Source organism: Streptomyces blattellae, assembly GCF_009709555.1.
Lineage (GTDB): Bacteria > Actinomycetota > Actinomycetes > Streptomycetales > Streptomycetaceae > Streptomyces > Streptomyces blattellae.
In genome coordinates this window covers 101,347-124,599 of the sequence record NZ_WJBG01000127.1, presented here as the reverse complement: position 1 = coordinate 124,599, position 23,253 = coordinate 101,347, and the positions used below count along the sequence as shown (strand labels likewise).

Annotated in this window: 21 protein-coding genes and 1 riboswitch; of the genes, 18 read left to right on the top strand and 3 right to left on the bottom strand. The window is 69.8% G+C overall.

The features are described from left to right. The first annotated feature begins 90 nt into the window (after positions 1-90). From GFH49_RS12015 to GFH49_RS11950, 15 genes are all read left to right on the top strand, one after another. Entirely contained in the window at positions 91-1,020 is a 930-nt protein-coding gene (locus GFH49_RS12015) for an ABC transporter permease (RefSeq protein ID WP_155055828.1), read from the top strand. Next, the gene (locus GFH49_RS12010; RefSeq protein ID WP_155055827.1) at positions 1,013-1,792 is read left to right on the top strand and encodes an ABC transporter ATP-binding protein; all 780 of its coding nucleotides are present in this window, start codon (positions 1,013-1,015) and stop codon (positions 1,790-1,792) included. The genes GFH49_RS12015 and GFH49_RS12010 overlap by 8 nt, the downstream gene beginning before the upstream one ends. 385 nt (positions 1,793-2,177) lie before the next feature. Further along, positions 2,178-3,080 (top strand): squalene synthase HpnC, encoded by a 903-nt coding sequence (gene hpnC / locus GFH49_RS12005; protein ID WP_155055826.1) that lies wholly within the window; start codon positions 2,178-2,180, stop codon positions 3,078-3,080. Next, entirely contained in the window at positions 3,077-4,027 is a 951-nt protein-coding gene (gene hpnD / locus GFH49_RS12000; protein ID WP_155055825.1) for a presqualene diphosphate synthase HpnD, read from the top strand. The genes hpnC and hpnD overlap by 4 nt, the downstream gene beginning before the upstream one ends. After that, positions 4,027-4,167: a DUF6380 family protein gene (locus tag GFH49_RS40060; protein ID WP_230396254.1), complete on the top strand. Its 141-nt coding sequence runs from the start codon at positions 4,027-4,029 to the stop codon at positions 4,165-4,167. The genes hpnD and GFH49_RS40060 overlap by 1 nt, the downstream gene beginning before the upstream one ends. Further along, entirely contained in the window at positions 4,164-5,594 is a 1,431-nt protein-coding gene (gene hpnE / locus GFH49_RS11995; RefSeq protein ID WP_408055900.1) for a hydroxysqualene dehydroxylase HpnE, read from the top strand. The genes GFH49_RS40060 and hpnE overlap by 4 nt, the downstream gene beginning before the upstream one ends. 71 nt (positions 5,595-5,665) lie before the next feature. Continuing rightward, entirely contained in the window at positions 5,666-6,730 is a 1,065-nt protein-coding gene (locus tag GFH49_RS11990) for a polyprenyl synthetase family protein (protein ID WP_196217955.1), read from the top strand. Positions 6,731-6,847: 117 nt separating this feature from the next. Then, complete coding sequence (gene shc / locus GFH49_RS11985) at positions 6,848-8,839, top strand: squalene--hopene cyclase (protein WP_155055823.1); 1,992 nt, start codon at positions 6,848-6,850, stop codon at positions 8,837-8,839. Next, positions 8,839-9,480, top strand: coding sequence for a phosphorylase family protein (locus GFH49_RS11980; RefSeq protein WP_155055822.1), 642 nt, complete (start codon positions 8,839-8,841; stop codon positions 9,478-9,480). The genes shc and GFH49_RS11980 overlap by 1 nt, the downstream gene beginning before the upstream one ends. A 5-nt stretch (positions 9,481-9,485) precedes the next feature. Next, positions 9,486-10,508: an adenosyl-hopene transferase HpnH gene (gene hpnH / locus GFH49_RS11975; RefSeq protein ID WP_155055821.1), complete on the top strand. Its 1,023-nt coding sequence runs from the start codon at positions 9,486-9,488 to the stop codon at positions 10,506-10,508. Between the two features lie 4 nt (positions 10,509-10,512). Beyond that, the gene (ispG, locus tag GFH49_RS11970) at positions 10,513-11,670 is read left to right on the top strand and encodes a flavodoxin-dependent (E)-4-hydroxy-3-methylbut-2-enyl-diphosphate synthase (protein ID WP_155055820.1); all 1,158 of its coding nucleotides are present in this window, start codon (positions 10,513-10,515) and stop codon (positions 11,668-11,670) included. Between the two features lie 27 nt (positions 11,671-11,697). Continuing rightward, a complete protein-coding gene (dxs, locus tag GFH49_RS11965; RefSeq protein ID WP_155055819.1) occupies positions 11,698-13,602 on the top strand; it encodes a 1-deoxy-D-xylulose-5-phosphate synthase in 1,905 nt (634 codons plus the stop codon). After that, a complete protein-coding gene (locus GFH49_RS11960) occupies positions 13,599-15,002 on the top strand; it encodes an aspartate aminotransferase family protein (RefSeq protein ID WP_155055818.1) in 1,404 nt (467 codons plus the stop codon). Before dxs ends, GFH49_RS11960 begins: the two co-directional genes overlap by 4 nt. 37 nt (positions 15,003-15,039) lie before the next feature. Continuing rightward, positions 15,040-15,642: a helix-turn-helix domain-containing protein gene (locus GFH49_RS11955; protein WP_155055817.1), complete on the top strand. Its 603-nt coding sequence runs from the start codon at positions 15,040-15,042 to the stop codon at positions 15,640-15,642. Continuing rightward, complete coding sequence (locus tag GFH49_RS11950) at positions 15,639-15,761, top strand: DUF6126 family protein (protein WP_155055816.1); 123 nt, start codon at positions 15,639-15,641, stop codon at positions 15,759-15,761. The genes GFH49_RS11955 and GFH49_RS11950 overlap by 4 nt, the downstream gene beginning before the upstream one ends. A gap of 10 nt (positions 15,762-15,771) precedes the next feature. Here the strand turns inward: GFH49_RS11950 and GFH49_RS11945 are convergent, their stop codons facing one another. Beyond that, on the bottom strand, positions 15,772-16,569 hold the full coding sequence (locus tag GFH49_RS11945) for a tyrosine-protein phosphatase (RefSeq protein WP_155055815.1): 798 nt from the start codon (positions 16,567-16,569) through the stop codon (positions 15,772-15,774). Between the two features lie 171 nt (positions 16,570-16,740). On the opposite strand from GFH49_RS11945, the gene GFH49_RS11940 reads away from it, so the two are divergent. From GFH49_RS11940 to GFH49_RS11930, 3 genes are all read left to right on the top strand, one after another. After that, positions 16,741-18,810 carry an alpha-galactosidase gene (locus GFH49_RS11940; protein WP_155055814.1) on the top strand — a complete coding sequence of 690 codons (2,070 nt, stop codon included), beginning with the start codon at positions 16,741-16,743 and terminating at the stop codon, positions 18,808-18,810. Between the two features lie 298 nt (positions 18,811-19,108). Continuing rightward, positions 19,109-19,275: riboswitch (cyclic di-AMP (ydaO/yuaA leader) on the top strand. 4 nt (positions 19,276-19,279) lie between these two features. Continuing rightward, positions 19,280-20,260 carry a M23 family metallopeptidase gene (locus GFH49_RS11935; RefSeq protein ID WP_155055813.1) on the top strand — a complete coding sequence of 327 codons (981 nt, stop codon included), beginning with the start codon at positions 19,280-19,282 and terminating at the stop codon, positions 20,258-20,260. A 245-nt stretch (positions 20,261-20,505) separates the two neighbouring features. Further along, a complete protein-coding gene (locus tag GFH49_RS11930) occupies positions 20,506-21,291 on the top strand; it encodes an SGNH/GDSL hydrolase family protein (RefSeq protein WP_155055947.1) in 786 nt (261 codons plus the stop codon). Positions 21,292-21,417: 126 nt separating this feature from the next. Here the strand turns inward: GFH49_RS11930 and GFH49_RS11925 are convergent, their stop codons facing one another. Together GFH49_RS11925 and GFH49_RS11920 are read right to left on the bottom strand one after the other, a co-directional pair. Then, positions 21,418-22,017: a TetR/AcrR family transcriptional regulator gene (locus GFH49_RS11925; protein ID WP_230396252.1), complete on the bottom strand. Its 600-nt coding sequence runs from the start codon at positions 22,015-22,017 to the stop codon at positions 21,418-21,420. Positions 22,018-22,074: 57 nt separating this feature from the next. Beyond that, positions 22,075-23,253, bottom strand: coding sequence for a Glu/Leu/Phe/Val dehydrogenase dimerization domain-containing protein (locus GFH49_RS11920; RefSeq protein WP_155055811.1), 1,179 nt, complete (start codon positions 23,251-23,253; stop codon positions 22,075-22,077).

The window sequence follows — 23,253 nt, the reverse complement described above, 5'->3', positions numbered from 1 at the left end:
CGGTCTTGCGAGCAACCGGCCGTCACCCACGGCCGTCGGCTCATGGCCTGCCCGCACATATGCGCACCTCGAAGACGAAAGTTTCTTTTGGTGAGTGAGACAACGCACAACGGTGGAGTCGCGGTGAGCGCGGCTCCCTCGCCCGACGAGCGACTGACCGCGGCTCAGCTCGCCGCGAAGTACGGACTGTCGGTGAGCGGCGCCCGCCCCTCACTCGTGGAGTACGTCCGACAGCTCTGGGACCGGCGTCACTTCATCCTCGCCTTCTCCCGGGCGAAGCTGACCGCCCAGTACAGCCAGGCGAAGCTCGGCCAGCTCTGGCAGGTGGTCACCCCGCTGCTGAACGCGGCCGTGTACTTCTTCATCTTCGGTGTCATCCTTGAGGCCGACCGGGGCATGCCCCAAGAGGTCTACATCCCGTTCCTGGTCACCGGCGTCTTCGTGTTCAGCTTCACCCAGAGCTCGGTCCTGGCGGGCGTGCGTGCGATCTCCGGCAACCTCGGCCTGGTCCGCGCCCTGCACTTCCCGCGCGCCTCGCTGCCGGTCTCCTTCGCGCTCCAGCAGCTGCAGCAACTGCTCTACTCGATGATCGTGCTGTTCGCCGTCACCATGGCTTTCGGCAGTTTCCCGGACGCGTCCTGGCCCCTGATCGTGCCGGCGCTCGCCCTGCAGTTCCTCTTCAACACCGGCCTCGCGCTGGTCATGGCCCGAGCCGGCTCCAAGACCCCGGACCTCGCGCAGCTGATGCCGTTCGTGATGCGTACCTGGATGTACGCGTCGGGCGTGATGTACTCCATCCCGATCATGCTGGCGGACAAGCCCCAGTGGATCGCCAACGTCCTGCAGTGGAACCCGGCCGCCATCTACATGGACCTGATGCGCTTCGCGCTCATCGACGGCTACGGCACCGAGAACCTCCCGGACCATGTGTGGGCCGCCGCGCTCGGCTGGTCCGTGCTGCTCGTCGTCGGCGGCTTCGCGTACTTCTGGAAGGCCGAGGAGAGGTACGGCCGTGGCTGAGTATCCGGGGGACGGACAGATCCCCACCGTCATCGCCGACGAACTGCACATCGTCTACCGCGTCAACGGCGCCAAATCCGGCAAGGGCAGCGCCACGGCCGCGCTCAGCCGCATACTCAAGCGCGGCGAGGAACGAGGGGTGCGCAAGGTGCACGCCGTACGGGGCGTGTCGTTCGTCGCCTACCGCGGCGAGGCGATCGGCCTGATCGGCTCGAACGGCTCCGGCAAGTCGACCCTGCTGCGCGCCATCGCCGGCCTGCTCCCCGCCGAGAGCGGCAAGGTCTACACCAACGGCCAGCCCTCTCTGCTCGGGGTGAACGCGGCCCTGATGAACGACCTCACCGGCGAGCGGAACGTCATATTGGGCGGGCTCGCCATGGGCATGTCCCGCGAGGAGATCAAGGAGCGCTACCAGCAGATCGTCGACTTCTCCGGCATCAACGAGAAGGGCGACTTCATCACCCTGCCGATGCGCACCTACTCCTCCGGCATGGCGGCCCGGCTGCGCTTCTCCATCGCCGCCGCCAAGAACCACGACGTGCTGATGATCGACGAGGCGCTGGCCACCGGCGACGCCAACTTCCGCAAGCGCTCCGAGGAGCGCATCCGCGAACTGCGCAAGGAAGCCGGCACCGTGTTCCTCGTCAGTCACAACAACAAGTCGATCCGTGACACCTGCAACCGCGTCCTGTGGCTGGAACGCGGCGAGCTGCGCATGGACGGGCCTACCGAAGAGGTCCTCAAGGAGTACGAGAAGTTCACGGGCAAGTAGTCCACCCGGACCCGGGCGAAAAGCCCACCACGCTTCCCAGGGCCCCGCAGGAACCCTGCCGACGGGGCCCGCGTCTGCAAAGGAAACGTCAACTTCGGGCGGCCCAAGGAAGCTTGAAGCCAATCGGTGTGTTCTTGTGATGGGCAGGGCACCCCGACGGATCGCGTTGCGCTGCACAACGTAAGCTGTACCGGTCCCGATAAACGGCAAGTGGGGGGATATAACGCGACACCCCACGCCGGGGCAGCCGCGCCGAGGTCCGGGTGGCGTGTCCGAAATAGTGTGTATTGGGTCGACGGTGTAGAACGGGAGATGTGACGGCAATGGCTACGGAAACTCCCCAGGTCGACGCAGTATGTGCCGTCCCCGCCCCGGGCAGTGGACGGTGACGGGAACCGGCGCCGCGCCGACCGGTGATCCGGAGCGCGGCACGCTCGACAAGGCCGCGGACGAGAACTTCCCCGTGGCCCCCTTCTTCCTGCCCAGGACCTGGCGTGCCGACCTCGTGGCCGTGTACGGCTTCGCCCGCCTCGTCGACGACATCGGCGACGGCGACCTCGCCCCCGGCGGTGCCGACGCCCGGCTGCTCGGCGTGTCGCCCGCCGACGCCGAGGACCGGCTGCTGATGCTGGACGCCTTCGAGGCCGATCTTCACCGGGTGTTCGATTCGACGCCGCGTCACCCGCTGCTGCGCCGCCTCCAGGTGACGGTCCGGCGCCGCGCGCTGAGCCCGGACCCCTTTCTCGGTCTCATCGCCGCCAACCGCCAGGACCAGCTCGTCACCCGCTACGAGACCTACGACGACCTCGTTGCGTACTGCGAACTGTCCGCCAACCCCGTCGGCCGTCTCGTCCTCGCCGTGACCGGCACCGAGACCCCCGAGCGGGTCCGGTGCTCCGACGCCATCTGCACCGCCCTGCAGATCGTCGAGCACCTCCAGGACGTCGCCGAGGACCTCGGCCGCGACCGTATCTATCTGCCCGCCGCGGACATGAAGCGCTTTCACGTCCAGGAAGCGGATCTCGCCGCGAAAACCACGGGCGCATCGGTGCGCGCACTGGTTGCGTACGAAGCACAACGCGCCCGTGACCTCCTGAATGACGGCGCCCCCCTGGTGGGTAGCGTCCACGGCAGACTGAAGCTGCTGCTCGCAGGGTTCGTGGCGGGGGGAAGGGCGGCAATCCACGCGATGGCCGCCGCCGAATACGACGTACTTCCCGGCCCGCCCAAGCCCGGCACGATCCAGTTGCTGCGTGAGGCGGGCGTGACTCTGCGAGGAGAGGGGTGATCCGGACAGTGGACTCTCCCACACACGTGTCCGCACCGGTACTCGCCGCCTACGGCTACTGCGAGGCCGTCACCGGACAGCAGGCCCGTAACTTCGCCTACGGCATCAGACTGCTGCCCACCCACAAGCGGCGCGCGATGTCGGCGCTGTACGCGTTCTCGCGCCGGGTCGACGACATCGGCGACGGCGCGCTGGAACCCGACGTCAAGATCGCCAGACTTGAGGACACCCGGTCGCTGCTGACCCGGATCCGCCAGGACGCGGTCGACGAGGACGACACCGACCCGGTCGCGGTCGCCCTGACCCATGCCGCCGAGCAGTTCCCGATCCCGCTGAACGGCCTGGACGAGCTCATCGACGGCGTGCTGATGGACGTACGCGGCGAGACCTATGAGACCTGGGACGACCTGAAGGTGTACTGCCGCTGTGTGGCGGGTGCCATCGGGCGGCTCTCGCTCGGGGTGTTCGGCACCGAGCGGGGGGCGCGGGGCGCCGAGCGCGCACCGGAGTACGCCGACACGCTCGGGCTCGCGCTTCAGCTCACCAACATCCTGCGGGACGTCCGCGAGGACGCCGAGGGCGGGCGCACCTACCTACCCGCCGACGACCTGGCCAAGTTCGGCTGCTCGGCCGGGTTCAGCGGGCCGAAACCGCCGGAGGGCGCCGACTTCGCGGGTCTCGTGCACTTCGAAGTGCGTCGGGCCCGCGCCCTTTTCGCCGAGGGCTACCGGCTGCTCCCCATGCTCGACCGGCGCAGTGGCGCCTGTGTCGCCGCCATGGCCGGCATCTACCGTCGCCTCCTCGATCGTATCGAGCGCGATCCGGAGGCGGTGCTGCGCGGCCGGGTCTCGCTGCCCGGGCGCGAGAAGGCGTATGTCGCCGTGCGTGGCCTGTCCGGGCTGGACGCGCGGCATGTGACCCGGCGGTCCGTCAGGAGGCGCACCTGATGGACAAAACGGCCCAAGGTGAGATCATCGGGGAAAAGTGGTGGGCAACCCTCCGGAGCCGGGCGGCGTCCCTGACTGCGACGGCCTGCCGCGCACCGTTCGTGCACCGCGGTGGCCGCGCAGGGGAGAGTGCGCAATGACCGACGACTCGCGGACCGGGGAGCCGCTCGCGGACATGCCGGAACCACCCTCCGCGCGGGACGCCGTCGTGATCGGCGGTGGGCTCGCCGGAATCACCGCCGCGCTCGCGCTCGCCGACGCCGGAGTGCGCGTCACCCTGCTCGAAGGCCGGCCACGCCTGGGCGGGCTCGCCTTCTCCTTCCAGCGCGGCGAGTTGACGGTCGACAACGGCCAGCATGTGTATCTGCGCTGCTGCACCGCCTACCGCTGGTTCCTCGACCGGATCGAAGGGGCGGCGCTGGCGCCGTTGCAGGATCGTCTCGACGTGCCCGTGCTCGATGTCGCCAGGCCCGAGGGACGGCGGCTCGGCAGGCTGCGGCGCGACGCGCTGCCCGTGCCCCTGCATCTGGGGCGCAGCCTGGCCACCTATCCGCATCTCTCGCTCGCCGAACGCGCCAAGGTCGGGCGGGCCGCGCTCGCACTCAAGGGCCTCGACCTCGCCGATCCGACCCTGGACACCCAGGACTTCGGCAGCTGGCTGACCGCGCACGGTCAGTCGGCGCGTGCCGTCGAGGCCCTGTGGGACCTGGTCGGGGTCGCCACCCTCAACGCGGTCGCGGGCGACGCCTCGCTGGGGCTCGCCGCGATGGTGTTCAAGACCGGTCTGCTGTCCGACCCGGGCGCGGCCGACATCGGCTGGGCGCGCGTCCCGCTGGGTGAACTGCATGACCGGCTCGCCCGCAAGGCGCTCGACTCAGCGGGCGTGCGTACCGAGGTCCGTACACGCGTCACCTCCATCTCTACTGACGGCAACGGACGCCTGCGCGTTCAAGTTCCCGGCGACTCCCTTCGGGCCGCCGTCGTCGTCCTCGCCGTACCCCAGCGCGAAGCACACGATCTGCTGCCCGCCGGAGCCCTCGACACCCCCGAGCGGCTGCTGGAGATCGGCACCGCGCCGATCCTCAACGTGCATGTCGTGTACGACCGGAAGGTGCTCCACAAGCCCTTCTTCGCGGCCCTCGGCACCCCCGTGCAGTGGGTCTTCGACCGGACCGACGCCTCCGGGCTGAAAGACGGTCAGTACCTGGCGCTGTCGCAGTCGGCGGCGCGGCACGAGATCGACGCACCGGTCGCCGCACTGCGCGAGCGCTATCTGCCCGAGCTGGAACGGCTGTTGCCCGGCGCCCGCGGTGCCGAGGTGAGGGACTTCTTCGTGACCAGGGAGCGCACGGCCACGTTCGCTCCCACCCCCGGCGTCGGACGGCTGCGGCCCGGCGCCCGTACCAAGGCCCCCGGCCTCTACCTGGCCGGAGCGTGGACCGCCACGGGGTGGCCCGCGACCATGGAGAGTGCGGTCCGCAGTGGTGTGAGTGCGGCCGGCGCCGCGCTGAGCGCCCTGGGCCGGCCCCGCCCCAGCCACCTCTTCGACGTGGAGGAGGCAGCTTGATGCCGAACCAGCACACGGCGGCAGGCCCCCGCACCCCCGGTACCGCAACAAGAGGAGAGACTGTGCCCACTGTGCCCCCGGCCTCGACGGCCGCGCGAAGGACCGCGGTGGACGTGACCGCGCTCCTGGAGCGCGGCCGGACCCTGGCCACACCGGTACTGCGGGCGGCGATCGACCGCCTGGCCCCTCCCATGGACACCGTTGCCGCATACCACTTCGGCTGGATCGACGCCCAGGGCAATCCCGCCGACGGCGACGGCGGCAAGGCCGTACGCCCCGCCCTCGCCGTGCTCTCCGCCGAGGTCACCGGCGCCGCGCCCGAGACCGGCATCCCCGGAGCGGTCGCCGTCGAACTGGTCCACAACTTCTCGCTGCTGCACGACGACCTGATGGACGGCGACGAACAGCGCCGCCACCGTGACACCGTCTGGAAGGTGCACGGCCCCGCCCAGGCCATCCTCGTCGGCGACGCCCTGTTCGCCCTGGCCAACGAGGTGCTCCTGGAACTCGGCACCGTCGAGGCCGGCCGCGCCACCCGACGCCTGACCACCGCGACCCGCGCCCTCATCGACGGCCAGGCGCAGGACATCTCCTACGAGCACCGCGACCGCGTCAGCGTCGAGGAGTGCCTGGAGATGGAGGGCAACAAGACCGGCGCCCTGCTCGCCTGCGCCAGCTCCATCGGCGCCGTGCTCGGCGGCGCGGACGACCGCACCGCCGACACCCTGGAGAAGTACGGCTACCACCTCGGCCTCGCCTTCCAGGCCGTCGACGACCTGCTCGGCATCTGGGGCGACCCGGTCTCCACCGGCAAACAGACCTGGAGCGATCTGCGCCAGCGCAAGAAGTCCCTGCCGGTCGTGGCCGCGCTCGCGGAGGGCGGCGCCGCTTCCGAGCGGCTCGGCGAGATCCTCGCCGCCGACGCCAAGAGCAGTGACTTCGCGAACTTCTCCGAGGAGGAGTTCGCGGCCCGTGCCGCCCTCATCGAGGACGCGGGCGGGCGCGAGTGGACCGCCGAAGAGGCACGCCGCCAGCACACAGTCGCCATCGAGGCCCTCGACGCCATTGCCATGCCCGACCAGGTGCGGGACCGGTTCGCGGCGCTCGCCGACTTCGTCGTCGTACGGAAGAGATGATCACTATCGGTCGAATAGCCCTCGCGTAGTCGCCGGCCGGTGCTACGGACACACGAGCACCGGCCGACGGCGGACCCACAGCAGCACGACTTCGCACGACTGCACGAAGGGGAAGCCATGACAGCGACGACCGACGGAAGCACCGGGGCACTGCCGCCCCGCGCCGCCTCGGCCAGCGAAACTCAGATCGACACGTTCCTGGCGGCCGGGGTGCGCGAGGCCGCCGTACACGCCATCGGGCGTGCCACCGACTTCCTGCTCTCCCGGCAGGACACCCAGGGCTGGTGGAAGGGCGACCTGCAGACGAACGTCACGATGGACGCCGAGGACCTGCTGCTGCGCCAGTTCCTGGGCATCCGCGACGACGCCACCACCCGCGCCGCCGCCCTGTTCATCCGCGGCGAGCAGGGCGGGGACGGCACCTGGGCCACCTTCTACGGCGGACCCGGCGAACTCTCCACCACCATCGAGGCGTACGTGGCGCTGCGCCTGGCCGGCGACGCGCCGGACGCGCCGCACATGGCGAGGGCCTCGGCCTGGATCCGCGAGCGGGGCGGCATCGCGGCGGCCCGGGTCTTCACCCGGATCTGGCTGGCGCTGTTCGGCTGGTGGAAGTGGGAGGATCTGCCCGAACTCCCCCCGGAACTCATCTACTTCCCGAAGTGGGTCCCGCTCAACATCTACGACTTCGGGTGCTGGGCGCGGCAGACCATCGTCCCGCTGACGATCGTCTCCGCGAAGCGCCCGGTGCGGCCGGCGCCCTTCCCGCTCGACGAACTGCACACCGATCCGCACGACCCGAACCCGGTCAAGCCCCTGGCCCCCGCGGTGAGTTGGGGCGGCGTCTTCGAGCGGCTCGACAAGGCGCTGCACCAGTACCGCAAGTTCGCCTGGCGCGGCCTGCGCAGGGCCGCGATGAACTCCGCCGCCCGCTGGATCATCGAGCGGCAGGAGAACGACGGCTGCTGGGGCGGCATCCAGCCGCCCGCCGTGTACTCGGTCATCGCCCTGTACCTGCTCGGCTACGACCTCGAACACCCCGTGATGCGCGAGGGGCTCGCGTCGCTGGACCGTTTCGCCGTCCGGCGCGAGGACGGGGCCCGGATGATCGAGGCCTGCCAGTCCCCGGTGTGGGACACCTGCCTCGCGGCCATCGCACTCGCCGACGCCGGACTGCCCGCCGACCACCCGCAGTTGGTGAAGGCCGCCGACTGGATGCTCGGCGAGCAGATCGTGCGGCCCGGCGACTGGTCGGTGCGCAGACCCCACCTGCCGCCCGGCGGCTGGGCGTTCGAGTTCCACAACGACAACTACCCCGACATCGACGACACCGCCGAGGTGGTCCTCGCGCTGCGCCGGATCCGGCACCACGACCCGCAGCGGGTGGAGAAGGCGATCAGGCGCGGGGTGCGCTGGAACCTCGGGATGCAGTCGAAGAACGGCGCGTGGGGCGCCTTCGACGTGGACAACACCAGCATGTTCCCCAACAGGCTGCCGTTCTGCGACTTCGGTGAGGTCATCGACCCGCCGTCCGCGGACGTCACCGCACACGTGGTGGAGATGCTCGCGGTCGAGGGCTACGCCCATGACCCGCGCACCCGGCGCGGCATCGAGTGGCTGCTCGCCGAACAGGAGCCGGACGGGTCGTGGTTCGGGCGCTGGGGCGTCAACTACGTCTACGGCACCGGGTCGGTGGTCCCGGCGCTGACCGCGGCCGGACTCCCCGGCTCGCACCCGGCGATCCGCCGCGCCGTCGTCTGGCTGGAGTCCGTCCAGAACGAAGACGGCGGCTGGGGCGAGGACCTGCGCTCCTACCACGACGTGAGGAAGTGGAGCGGCAGGGGTGCCTCCACCGCCTCGCAGACGGCATGGGCGCTGCTGGCCCTGCTCTCGGCCGGCGAGAGGGACTCCAAGGCCGTCGAGCGCGGCATCGAGTGGCTCGCGAGCACCCAGCGCGAGGACGGCTCCTGGGACGAGCCGTACTTCACGGGTACCGGCTTCCCGTGGGACTTCTCGATCAACTACCACCTCTACCGGCAGGTCTTCCCGCTCACCGCGCTCGGCCGGTACGTCCACGGAGAACCGTTCTCCAAGGCACGGGAGGGATGATGAGCACCCCGCCCGCCCCCGCCCCGCTGCTGATCGCCTGCGCGCTCGGCATCGAGCACCTCGCCCTGCGCCTCGGCGACCGCGGGGACGCGGGCGGTCCGGTCACCGTCCTGCGTACGGGCATGGGGCCGAAGGCGGCGGAGCGGTCGGTCACCAGGGTCCTGGACGGCCCGGCGCTCAGTGCGGCCGCCGTGCTGGCGACCGGCTTCTGTGCGGGGCTCGCCCCCGGCATGCACCCCGGCGACCTGGTCGTCGCCGAGGAGACCAGGATCGCGGATGGAACCGTTCCGTGCGTCGGGACCGACCTGCTCGTCAAGGAACTCGTGCGCGCCGTACCCGGCCGCACCGTCCACACCGGGCCGCTCACCGGCTCCGATCATGTCGTGCGAGGTCAGGAACGGTCCGATCTGCTCGCGACCGGCGCGATCGCCGTCGACATGGAGTCCGCGGCCACGCTCCTGAGCGCCGTGCGCACGGGCCCGCGCCCGGTTGCGGCCGTCCGGGTGGTCGTGGACGCTCCAGAACATGAACTTGTCCGGATCGGCACATTGCGCGGGGGAATATCGGCCTTCCGTGTGTTGCGTTCCGTTCTCCCCGCTTTCTATGAATGGCACCGTTCTTTGCTGCTCCCCAGGAGGTGAGCCAGATGGCCATGCCGCTACGCCAGTCCATCAAGGTCGCTACGTACTTGGCTCAACAGAAGCTCCGCAGGCGGGACAAGTTTCCGCTCATCGTCGAGCTGGAACCGCTCTACGCGTGCAATCTCAAGTGCGAGGGCTGCGGCAAGATCCAGCATCCGGCGGGTGTGCTCAAGCAGCGCATGCCGGTTGCCCAGGCCGTGGGCGCGGTGCTTGAGTCCGGCGCCCCGATGGTGTCGATCGCCGGCGGGGAGCCCCTGATGCACCCCAAGATCGATGAGATCGTGCGGCAGTTGGTGGCGAGGAGGAAGTACGTCTTCCTGTGCACCAACGCCCTGTTGCTGCGCAAGAAGATGGACAAGTTCGAGCCCTCGCCGTACCTCGCCTTCGCGGTGCACATCGACGGGCTGCGCGAGCGGCACGACGAGTCCGTGGCGAAGGAGGGTGTGTTCGACGAGGCAGTGGAGGCGATCAAGGAGGCCAAGCGGCGCGGCTTCCGAACCACCACCAACTCGACCTTTTTCAACACCGACACCCCGCAGACCGTCATCGAGGTGCTCAACTACCTCAACGACGAGCTCAAGGTCGACGAGATGATGATCTCTCCCGCCTACGCCTACGAGAAGGCCCCCGACCAGGAGCACTTCCTGGGCGTGGAACAGACCCGCGAGCTGTTCAGGAAGGCCTTCGCGGGCGGCAACCGGCGCAAGTGGCGGCTCAACCACTCCCCGCTCTTCCTGGACTTCCTGGAGGGCAAGGTCGACTTCCCGTGCACCGCGTGGGCGATCCCCAACTACTCCCTCTTCGGCTGGCAGCGCCCCTGCTACCTGATGAGCGACGGATACGTGACCACGTACCGGGAGCTGATCGAGGAGACCGACTGGGACAAGTACGGCCGCGGCAAGGACCCGCGCTGCGCCAACTGCATGGCGCACTGCGGCTATGAGCCGACCGCGGTCATGGCCACCATGGGCTCCCTCAAGGAGTCCCTGCGGGCGATGCGTGAGACCGCCGCCGGAAACCGCGGGTGATCTCATGACCGCCATCCCCTTGGGCGTCCCCGAGGTACCGGTCCGGCCGATCGCGGAGCGCCGTGTCTCACGGCGGATCCAGGTCGGGCCGGTGGCGGTCGGGGGCGGGGCCCCGGTGTCGGTGCAGTCGATGACGACGACCCGTACGTCGGACATCGGCGCCACTCTGCAGCAGATCGCGGAACTCACCGCGTCCGGCTGCCAGATCGTCCGCGTGGCCTGCCCGACGCAGGACGACGCGGACGCTCTCGCCACGATCGCCCGCAAGTCGCAGATCCCGGTGATCGCGGACATCCACTTCCAGCCCAAGTACGTGTTCGCCGCGATCGAGGCCGGCTGTGCGGCCGTACGCGTCAATCCCGGCAACATCAAGCAGTTCGACGACAAGGTCAAGGAGATCGCCCGGGCCGCCAAGGACCACGGCACGCCGATCCGCATCGGCGTCAACGCGGGCTCTCTCGACCGGCGGCTGCTGCAGAAGTACGGCAGGGCGACCCCGGAAGCGCTGGTGGAGAGCGCGTTGTGGGAGGCGTCGCTGTTCGAGGAGCACGACTTCCGGGACATCAAGATCTCGGTGAAGCACAACGACCCCGTGGTGATGGTCGACGCCTACCGGCAACTGGCCGAACAGTGCGACTACCCGCTGCACCTGGGCGTCACCGAGGCGGGCCCGGCGTTCCAGGGGACGATCAAGTCGGCCGTCGCCTTCGGGGCGCTGCTGTCGCGGGGGATCGGGGACACGATCCGGGTGTCCCTGAGTGCTCCGCCCGCCGAGGAGGTCAAGGTCGGCATCCAGATCCTTCAGTCGCTGGGGCTCAGGCAGCGGCGCCTGGAGATCGTCTCGTGTCCGTCCTGCGGGCGTGCCCAGGTCGATGTGTACAAGCTGGCCGACGAGGTCACGGCAGGCCTGGAGGGCATGGAAGTGCCCTTGCGGGTGGCCGTGATGGGGTGTGTGGTCAACGGTCCCGGTGAGGCGCGGGAGGCGGACCTGGGGGTCGCCTCCGGCAACGGCAAGGGGCAGATCTTCGTCAAGGGCGAGGTCGTCAGGACCGTGCCCGAGTCGAAGATCGTTCAGACCCTCATCGACGAGGCGATGAAGATCGCCGCACAGATGGAACAGGACGGCGTCGCGTCGGGGGAGCCGGCCGTCACCGTGAGCTGAACAGCACGGACCGAAGGGGGCCCGAGCGTGACGATTCTGGAGAGCATCCGGGGACCACGCGACCTGAAGGCGCTGTCCGAGGCGCAACTTGGCGAACTGTCCGACGAAATCAGGGAGTTCCTGGTGCACGCCGTGGCCAGGACCGGCGGTCACCTCGGGCCCAACCTGGGGGTGGTGGAACTCTCCATCGCGCTCCACCGGGTCTTCGAGTCGCCGGTCGACCGCATCGTGTGGGACACCGGCCACCAGAGCTACGTACACAAGTTGCTGACAGGGCGTCAGGATTTTTCCAAGCTCCGCGGCAAAGGGGGCCTGTCCGGGTACCCGTCGCGTGCGGAGTCCGAGCACGACATCGTCGAGAACAGCCACGCCTCCACCGCGCTCGGCTGGGCCGACGGGCTCGCCAAGGCCCGCGAGGTGCGGGGAGAGAAGGGCCATGTCGTCGCGGTGATCGGCGACGGGGCGCTGACCGGCGGCATGGCCTGGGAGGCGCTCAACAACATCGCGGCCGCCAAGAACCGGCCGCTGATCATCGTCGTCAACGACAACGAGCGCTCGTACGCCCCCACCATCGGCGGCCTCGCCAACCACCTCGCCACGCTGCGCACCACCGACAGCTACGAGCAGGTCCTGGCCTGGGGCAAGGACGTGCTGCAGCGCACGCCGATCGTCGGCAACACCGTCTACGAGGCACTGCACGGCGCGAAGAAGGGCTTCAAGGACGCGTTCGCGCCGCAGGGCCTGTTCGAGGACCTGGGCCTGAAGTACGTCGGCCCGATCGACGGACACGACATCGGCGCCGTCGAGTCCGCGCTCCGGCGTGCGAAACGCTTCCACGGGCCGGTGCTGGTGCACTGCCTCACCGAGAAGGGGCGCGGCTACGAACCCGCTCTCGCGCACGAGGAGGACCACTTCCACACCGTCGGTGTGATGGACCCGCTCACCTGCGAGTCGCTGGCGCCGTCCAACGGGCCCTCCTGGACCTCGGTGTTCGGCGAGGAGATCGTCAGGATCGGCCAGGAGCGTCAGGACGTCGTGGCGATCACGGCGGCCATGCTGCACCCCGTGGGCCTCGGCACGTTCGCCGCCCGGTTCCCGGACCGGGTCTGGGACGTCGGGATCGCCGAGCAGCATGCGGCGGTGAGCGCGGCCGGGCTGGCGACCGGTGGGCTGCATCCCGTCGTCGCCGTCTACGCCACCTTCCTCAACCGCGCCTTCGACCAGCTCCTGATGGACGTCGCCCTGCACCGCTGCGGAGTGACCTTCGTGCTGGACCGGGCCGGCGTGACGGGTGTCGACGGCGCCTCCCACAACGGCATGTGGGACATGTCGATCCTCCAGGTCGTGCCGGGCCTCAGGATCGCCGCGCCGCGCGACGCCGACCAGCTGCGGGCCCAGCTGCGCGAAGCGGTCGCGGTGGACGACGCGCCGACCCTCCTGCGGTTCCCGAAGGAGTCGGTGGGGCCGTGCGTCCCGGCGGTCGACCGGGTGGGCGGCATCGACGTACTGCACCGCGGCGACTCGCCCGAGGTCCTCCTGGTCGCCGTCGGCGTCATGGCACCCGTCTGCCTGCAGGCCGCCGAACTGCTCCAGGCCCGCGGCATCGGCTGCACCGTCGTCGACCCGCGGTGGGTCAAGCCCGTCGACCCGGCGCTCCCGGGCCTCGCCGCCGGGCACCGGCTGGTCGCCGTCGTCGAGGACAACAGCCGCGCGTCCGGGGTCGGAGCGGCGGTCGCGCTGGCGCTCGGTGACGCCGACGTCGACGTGCCCGTGCGGCGGTTCGGCATCCCGGAACAGTTCCTCGCGCACGCCAAACGCGGCGAGGTGCTCGCCGACATCGGCCTCACGCCCGTCGAGGTCGCCGGACGGATCAGCGCGAGCCTGGCCGTCCGGGAAGCCACCGTCGGCCCACCCAAGGAGAAACCCGAATGACCACGGAGTTCGACCTCGGCGCACTGCTGGCCGAGCGCGGAGCCGAGCGCTACGAGCTGCACACCAAGTACCTCAACCACCAGCTCCCGCGCATGCTGCACACCATCGGCTTCGACAAGGTCTACGAGCGGGCCGAGGGCGCGTACTTCTGGGACGCGGACGGCGCCGACTACCTGGACATGCTCGCCGGATTCGGGGTGATGGGCCTGGGCCGCCATCACCCCGTCGTCCGCCAGGCGCTGCACGACGTGCTCGACGCACAGCTCGCCGACCTCACCCGCTTCGACTGCCCGCCGCTGCCCGGGCTGCTGGCCGAGCGGCTGCTCGCGCACAGCCCGCATCTGGACCGGGTGTTCTTCGGCAACAGCGGCACCGAAGCGGTCGAGACCGCGCTGAAGTTCGCGCGCCGCGCCACCGGCAAGCCCCGCATCCTGTACTGCGAGCACTCCTTCCACGGCCTGACCGCCGGCTCGCTGTCCGTCAACGGCGAGGACGGCTTCCGCGACGGCTTCGCCCCGCTGCTGCCCGACACGGCCGTACCGCTCGGTGACCTCGGGGCGCTGGCACGGGAGTTGAAGAAGGGCGATGTCGCCGCACTGATCGTCGAGCCGATCCAGGGCAAGGGCGTTCTTCAGCCCCCGCCCGGCTATCTGCGCGCCGCCCAGGACCTGCTGCACCAGCACAAGGCACTGCTGATCGCGGACGAGGTGCAGACCGGGCTTGGCCGGACCGGGGACTTCTACGCCTACCAGCACGAGGACGGTGTCGAACCCGACCTGGTCTGTGTGGCCAAGGCGCTCTCCGGCGGCTATATGCCGGTGGGCGCCACCCTCGGCAAGGACTGGATCTTCAAGAAGGTCTACTCGTCGATCGACCGTGTGCTGGTGCACTCGGCGAGCTTCGGCTCCAACGCCCAGGCCATGGTGGCGGGCCTGGCCGTGCTGTCCGTCATGGAGAACGAGCAGATCGTCGCGAACGCCCGTGTCACCGGCGAACTGCTCAAGTCCCGCCTCGCGGCCCTGGTCGACAAGTACGAGCTGCTCGCCGATGTCCGCGGCCGGGGCCTGATGATCGGCATCGAGTTCGGCAGGCCCAGCTCGCTGAAGCTGCGCAGCCGCTGGACGGTGCTGCAGACCGCCCGCAAGGGGCTCTTCGCGCAGATGGTGGTCGTCCCGCTGCTCCAGCGGCACCGCATCCTCACCCAGGTCTCCGGCGACCACCTGGAGGTCATCAAGCTGATCCCGCCGCTGATCGTCGGCGAGCGGGAGGTGGACCGGTTCGTCGACGCCTTCACGGCCGTGATGGACGACGCCCACAGCGGTAGCGCTCTGATGTGGGACTTCGGGAAGACACTGGTGAAGCAGGCGGTGGCCAACCACTACGGGCGCTTTTGCCTGTGAGGCAATAAGTTTGCCCCACAGGCAAGTCTCCGGCTGAATGGAGGGCATGAGCCCTTCCGACCTGCCCGTCGTGGCGCCGCAGCTCCGTGCTCTGCGGCGCCGCGCCTCCCTCACCCTGGAGGCCGCGGCGAGTGCCGCCGGGCTGTCGCCCGCCCACCTGTCCCGCCTGGAGACCGGACAGCGGCAGCCCTCGCTGCCGATGCTGCTCGCCCTTGCCCGCATCTACGGTACGACCGTCTCGGAGCTGCTCGGCGAGACGGTCGCCGACCGGGACGCCGTCGTGCGCGCCGCCGACATGGAACCCACCGCCGCGGGCGGCTGGACGTATCGGCAGGCCGGGGCGTCCGGCCGCGGCATGCAGGCCCTCCGCCTGCACGTGCCCTACGGCTCCCAGGGCGACATCGTGCGCGTGCATCCCGGCGAGGAGTGGCTCCACGTGCTCCAGGGGCGGCTGCGGCTGCGCCTGGGGGACACCGCACACCTGCTCGTGCCCGGCGACAGCGCGCACTTCGACTCGCTGACCCCGCATCGGATCGCGGCCGAGGACCGTGACGGGCTGGAGCTGCTGTTCGTCCACACCCTGCTGCAGAGCCCGACGGCCGCACTGTGCCTGGGCCCCGACCCCGGAGTCATGCCATGAGCGACATGGAGGAGAAGTTCCCGCGCGCCCTGTGGGTGCGCCTGATCATCTACATCGCGGCGGGGCATGTCTTCGCGGCCTTCGTCTACCTGCTCTTCGAGCTGGGGGCGAGGCAATAGCCGTGCGTCCTCAGTCGAGCAGCCGCTCGCGCAGCCGCTCGCGGGTCTCGGGGGTGACTGCGAGGCCCTGTTCCAGGTAGGCGTCGACGCCGCCCCAGGTCTCCTCGATGGTCTCGAAGGCCGCGGTGAGGTATTCGGTGCGGGCTTCGAAGAGGGGGCTGAGCAGTTCCATGACCTCGGGGGAGTAGGCGGAGGCCGAGCTGCTGCTGCGGCGGACCTGGTAGCGGCGGTGCTTGGCGTTCGACTCCAGATAGTCCGTCACGATCGCCTCGCGCTCGACCTCCAGGGCGAGCAGTGTCACGGCTATGGACAGGCCGGCGCGGTCCTTGCCCGCCGCGCAGTGCATCAGGACGGGCACGCTGTCCTCGGCGAGCGCGTGCAGCACGCGGGAGTGCTCGGCGGTGCGCTCCTTGATGATCGCGCGGTACGAGGTGATCATCCGGTTCGCGGCCTTGCCGTCGGCGAGGATCGTCCGCAGCTCGTCGATGTCGCCCTCGCGGACCATCTTCCAGAACCCGGCGCCGTCCGCCGGGTCGCTCAGCGGCAGGTTCACATTCCGTACGCCGGGCAGCGCGACGTCCCGGCCGTCCAGCTTCTGGTCGGCCGCGTTGCGGAAGTCGAAGATCGTGTGCAGGCCGAGCGAGTCGAGGAACTTGGTGTCCTCCTCGGTCGCGTGCGCGAGGTGGCCGCTGCGGAACAGCACCGCCTGCCGCACCCGCCGTCCGTCCGTGGTCGGCAGTCCGCCGACGTCACGGAAGTTGCGCACCCCGGCCAGCTCCGGCTCGGTCGACGGGATCTGCTGCGTCACGAGGGCTCCCCTCCCAGGCGGCTTCGTCGGCGCGGCTCGTCGACGGGCACGCACTCGACGATACGACATGGATTCCTGGGGCAATGAGTTGTCCACAGGCGTTGTTCCAGGGTTCACGGGCAGAGATGATGTTGGTACTTGAGTGCACCTGTTCGGAACTGTGGAGAAGTGATGCCGGATATCTCCGAGGACGGCCGTACGTGGCTCCTGACCGGGCCGACCAGCGGTTACGCCATCCATCTCACCGACGACCACGAACTGCTGCACCTGCACTGGGGCCCGCGGATCACGCTCGCCGACGCCGAGGCCCTCGCCGTCCGTCCGCTGCCGGACTACTGGCCCTTCGAGTCCCCGCTCGACGGGCGCGAGGAGTACCCCGTCGAGGGCGGCCCCCGCTTCGCCCGGCCCGCCCTCTCGGTACGCACGCAGGAGCGGCGCGGCACCGAGTGGCGCTTCGAGGCATACGAGGCCGAGGATGACGCGCTGCGGCTGCGGTTCCGCGACGGCGGCCTGGCCGTCACCCTGCACTACCGGATGCGCGACGACGTCGTGGAGCGCTGGGCGACCCTCGACAACGACGGGCCGGAGGTCGAGCTGCTGCGGGCCGACTCCGCGACCTGGACCCTGCCCGACCGAGACGGCTGGCGGCTCTCCCAGCTGCACGGGCGCTGGGCCGCGGAGTCCCGGCTCGTGCGCTCCGACCTCACCTACGGTGAGAAGGTCATCGGCAGCCGCCGCGGCCACACCGGACACCAGCACCTGCCCTGGGTCGCGCTGGACACCGACGCGACGGAGGAGCGCGGTGAGGTCTACGGCTGCGCGCTCGGCTGGTCCGGGTCCTGGCGGATCGCCGTGGCCCAACTCCCCGACGCGCGCGTGCAGATCACCGGCGGCGCCGGATACGACGACTCGGGCCTGCTGCGGCTGGCGGCGGGCGAGTCGTTCACGACGCCCGTCTTCGCCGGTCTGTGGAGCGACGGCGGCTACGGCGGGGCGAGCCGGGCCTGGCACGCGTACCAGCGGATGTATGTCATTCCGGACGCGGGCGAGGACCGGCCGGTGCTCTTCAACTCCTGGGAGGCCACCGAGTTCGACATCTCCGAGGAGCAGCAGCGGGCGCTGGCGCGGCGGGCCGCGGACATGGGCGTGGAGCTGTTCGTGGTCGACGACGGCTGGTTCGGGGCCCGGACCAGCGACCGGGCCGGCCTCGGCGACTGGACACCCAACCCCGACCGTTTCCCCGGCGGGCTCAAGCCGCTCGCGGACCACGTGCACGGGCTCGGTATGCGGTTCGGTATCTGGGTCGAGCCCGAAATGGTCAATCCGGACAGCGACCTGTACCGCGCCCATCCCGACTGGGTGCAGCATCAAACCGGGCGCAAGCGGGTGGAATTCCGCAATCAGCTCGTACTGAACCTGGCTCGCGACGACGTTCGGGACTACCTCTGGGAGCGACTCGACGCGCTCCTGTCGAGTGCCCCGATCGACTATGTGAAGTGGGACTTCAATCGCTGCTTCACTGATGCGGGCTGGCCGGAAGAGGCGTATCCGCAGCGGTTGTGGGTCGACCATGTGCGCTCTCTCTATGCCCTGTTGGACCGGCTGCGGGGCGCGCACCCCGGCGTCGACTTCGAGTCCTGCTCGGGCGGCGGCGGCCGGATCGACCTCGGGGTCATGAGCCGTACGGATCAGGTGTGGACCTCGGACAACACCGACCCGCTCGACCGGCTTGCCATCCAGCACGGCTTCAGCCAGATCCACCCGGCGCGGGTCATGGCCGCGTGGGTCACCGACAGCCCCAACACCCAGCTCAACGGCCGTGTCAGCACGCTCCGCTTCCGGTTCGTGAGCGCGATGGCCGGGGTGCTCGGAGTCGGCGGTGACCTCACGAAGTGGACGGACGACGAGCTTGCCGAGGCCCGGAAGTGGGTGAGTCTCTACAAAGAGATCCGGCCCCTCGTGCAGCGCGGGGACCTCTATCGGCTGCGGCCGCCGCAGGGCGGGCCGAGTGCCGTGCAGTACGTGCTCGGTGGCGAGACCGTCGTCCTCGCATGGCTGGAGGCGCAGCATTACGGCGAGCCCGTTCCGGCGCTGCGGCTGCGGGGCCTCGACCCGACAGCGTCGTACGAATGCCGCGAAACGGGCGAAGTTCACCGGGGTGCGGTGTTGCTGCACCACGGAGTGCGTGCGGGGCTGAGTGGCGACCTCGATGCGGCAGTTCTCCAGCTGCGTCGCATCTGAGTGTTCTGTCCAGAATTGTCATCTTCATTCCAACTCGCTCTGGAATAAAGCACGCTGGGGAGACGGTGCGTGAGCAGCGTCATATTCGTGACCGAGCGTCGCCCGTCATGTTCACGTAATTCACATGTCATTCCAGGGGATTTGAATCCGATGCCGGGGGTGGAATTCACGGAGGGTGACTGCGTTTTCTCGCAAGGGATCAAGAGAAACGCGCAGGTATGGAACCTCTTGCTTGTCCGTTTGCGTCTTGGTCGCTTACGTTCGCCACCAATCCGGACGGACGCCCAATCCTGCCGCCGCCCGGAGACCGCTCAACTCACCCGTGAACGGCAGGAGCGGGGGACCCACAGGCACCATCGCCTGTTCCGGCCTCCGGAACAGGCTAGGGGTCAAGTCGCGCCCGGCGCGGCCGGACATCTCCAGTCCGCACCCGACAGCTCACCTCGTAGGCGCCGGAGAGGAATTCGCCATGCCCGCGAAGGGTAAGCACCGCCGTACCAAGACCCTGCGCTTCACCCGCTCGATCGTCGTCGCCGGAACCGGCGGCGCCGCGCTCGCCCTCCCGCTCCTGGGGGCCACCGGAGCGCATGCGGCTCCCGCCAAGCCGGTTTCGGAAATGGCCGTTCAGTCGGTTCCGAAGGCCGAAAAGAAGAAGACCGCCGAGAAGGCCGCCGCAGCCAAGGGCTCTGGTGTGCGGACCTATTCCGTGAGGGCCGGTGACTACCTCTCGAAGATCGCCGACGAGCAGAATGTCAGCGGTGGCTGGCGGAAGCTCTACGCGGACAACCGCGAGGCCGTCGGCGACGATCCGTCGCTGATCCACCCCGGTCTGAAGCTCTCGATCGGCAAGAAGGCCACGACCGGTTCCACCAAGTCGTCGTCCTCTTCGGCGGATTCATCTTCATCGTCATCCTCTTCTTCGTCGAATTCGCCCGCTTCATCTGGTTCCTCCGACTCTTCCGGTTCATCTGCTTCTGGTTCGTCGGAGTCGTCCTCGAACACGGCGACCGGTCAGTCCTCCGGCACCACGAGTACCGCCAGCGGCTTCACCCTCCCCGTGGCCGGTGCCGGCGTCGGTACCCCGTACCGCATGGCGGGCAGCATGTGGTCCAGCGGCTACCACACCGGCGTCGACTTCGTCGTCCCGACCGGCACCTCGCTCAAGGCCGTGGGCGCGGGCACGGTCGTCTCCGCGGGCTGGGGCGGCGCGTACGGCAACCAGGTCGTCGTCAGGCTGGCCGACGGCTACTACGCGCAGTACGCCCACCTGTCCTCGATCTCCGTCTCCAGCGGCCAGACCGTGACCGGGGGTCAGCAGATAGGCCTCTCCGGAGCGACCGGCAATGTGACCGGTCCGCACCTGCACTTCGAGATCCGCACCACCCCGGACTACGGCTCGGACGTCGACCCCGTCGCCTACCTCCGCTCGAAGGGTGTCTCCGTCAGCTGACGCCCGGCGCCTGAAGCGTCCCCCACGCCACCGAAGGCCGGACCCCGATCCCCGGGTCCGGCCTTCGGTGCCGGCCGTAATGGAGAACATCAAAGCCGAGGGCTGAATCTATTCCTGAATTGGCGAACACTTTAGACGTGGCTTTTCTCACCGTCCGTCAACCCCTTCCTACGGTCGCGTAGCTCACATCCCAAGGTGAATCATGGGGCGCTGTGGCAGACGATTCGAAGAATGACAAGAGATCAGTGATCGGGTCGTACGTGGCGGTGGGGGACAGCTTCACCGAGGGCGTTGGCGACCCCGGCCCCGACGGGGCGTTCGTCGGCTGGGCCGACCGGTTTGCGGTGCTCCTCGCGGACCGGCGGCCGGAGGGCGATTTCGCGTACGCCAATCTCGCCGTGCGGGGAAAGCTGCTCGACCAGATCGTGGCGGACCAACTCCCGCGGGCCGTAGAACTCGCCCCGGAGCTGGTCTCGTTCTGTGCGGGCGGCAACGACATCATTCGGCCCGGAACCGACCCCGACGAGGTCGCCGAGCGGTACGAGCGAGCGATTGTCCGGCTCACCTCGGCCGTCGGCACCGTCATGGTGACGACCGGCTTCGACACCCGGGGCGTCCCGGTGCTGAAGCATCTGCGCGGCAAGATCGCCACCTACAACGGGCATGTCCGGGCCATCGCCGACCGGTACGGCTGCCCGGTGCTCGATCTGTGGTCCCTGAAGACCGTTCAGGACCGGCGGGCCTGGGACGACGACCGGCTCCACCTCTCGGCCGAGGGGCACACGCGCGTGGCGCTGCGCGCGGGCCAGGTCCTCGGACTGGAGGTCCCGGCCGACCCCGACCAGCCCTGGCCCCCGCTGCCACCGCGCGGCACCCTCGGCATCCGGCGCGACGACGTCCACTGGGCACGCGAGTACCTGGTGCCGTGGATCGGGCGGCGGCTGCGGGGGGAGTCGTCGGGCGACCATGTGACGGCGAAGGGCGCGCTGTCGCCCGACGACATCAAGGGGCGGATCTCGTCCGTGGCTTGAGCCTGTGGTTCGGAAGGGCCTCTCGTTCAGCAGGGCGGTGAGCGGTGTGGTGACCTGGTCGCAGGGCGCGTACGGACCGGTGCCGCGCCCCGCCACTCCTCGTTCGGAACCCCAGGTTCGCCCCGTTCACCGCCCCGACCTGGTGAACGCCTCCCGGTGCAGTCCCAGTTCGCGGGCGAGAGCGTCGTCCACCCATTCCTGCGCACGCGCGCGTGACACCGCGCCGGTGTAGGCGGTCATCTGTACGGCGAGTCCGTCGAGCAGGGCCGTGAGGCGAAAGGCCGCGCCGGTGGGATCCGGGCAGTGGAACTGGCCCGCGGCCACTCCTTCGGCGATGACCTCGGCGATCGCGGCCTTCCACTCCATGTCGAGGTCCCGGGCGACCTCCCGCAGGGCGGGCTCGCGCAGCGCCGCCGCCCAGCCCTCGATCCACAGCCGCCAGCCCTTCGCCTGGCCCGTGGGCGCGTACCAGCGCACGGCGGCCCGAAGCCGGCGCAGTGCCGTCGTCCGGCGGCCGAGCAGCCGGCGCAGCTGTGCGAGGTCGTCCTCGGCGGCGTGGGCGAAGGCGGCGGCGACGAGCTTCTCCTTGGTGGAGAAGTGATAGATCACCAGTGCGTTGCTCACCCCCAGCGCCGTGGCGACGTCGGCGATCCGGACGGCCGAGACTCCCCGTACCTCGATCTGCCCGATGGCGGCTTTCAGCAGCTCCTCGCGCCGCTCAGCCACGTTCAACCGCACCCTCGCCACGCGCTCACCTCACCCAGAACATGTCAACGGTCTTCGTCACCGGTACCACCCGAACCGCGCGGCGATCAGCGGCAGCCGGTCCGCCGCGATGGCGTGCGCGGCGGCCCGCGGCGTCGTCCCGTCCGTCTCCGCGCGGGCCAGCATCAGGTCCACCAGGGCGCGCATCGAACGGCGTGTGTACGCGAACGCCTGGTCCGCGTCCGCGCCGATGTCACCGAACAGCGTCCACCACCACCAGGCGTTGGTCCCCGAGTTGACGACCACGTCAGGCAGCACGGTGACCTCACGGGCGGCCAGCAGCTCCTCCGCCTCGGGCAGTACGGGCATGTTGGCCGCCTCGACGATCCAGCGGGCGGTGATCCGCTCCTGGCTGGCGGCGTCGATCGCGTACGAGACCGCCGCGGGCACCAGCACCTCCGCATCGACGGACAGCCAGGCGTCGCCCGGCAGTTCCCGGTCACGGGGACGCAGTACGCCGCGGTCGACGGTCCCGTACGCGTCCCGCGCGGCGAGCAGGGCCTCGACGTCGAGCCCCCGCGGATTGGCGATGGTGCCCTTGATGTCGGCGACGGCCACGACCGTCAGCCCCGCGCGCGTGAGGAAGCGCGCCGTCGCCCCGCCCATGGTGCCCAGGCCCTGCACGGCGACGCGTGTTCCGGCGTACGGCACGCTCGCCCGGTCCAGCGCGGTGAGCGCCGACTCGGCGACCCCGCAGCCGCCGACGAGTTCGTCGAGCCCGATGCCGTCCACGTCGACTGCGAACGCGTCGGAGAGCCGGCGCCGGGCCGCTGCCTCGTCGTCCAGCAGCGGATACACGGCCTGGACCGACGACACGAGCCCCGCATCCGCGGCCGCCCGGTCCACCAGCTCCTGGGTGAGCCCGAGATCCTCGCCCGTGGTCCAGAGCGTCTCGATGTACGGCCGCATGGCGCGCAGGTAGCGCACCAGCAGCCCGTACGCGTCCGGGTCCCGTGGATCGCAGTCGATGCCGCCCTTGGCGCCGCCGAGGGGGACGTACCGGCCCTCCGGGTTGTAGTGCAGCGCCTCCTTCATGGTCATGCCGCGTGCGAGTCCCGTGACCTCGTCGAGGGTGCAGCCCGCCCGCATCCGCAGACCCCCACTGGACACACCGCGCACGAGCCGGTCGACGACCAGAAAGCCCTGCCGCCCGGTGACGTGGTCGCTCCACACGAGCGACATCAGGGGCGTGGTCAT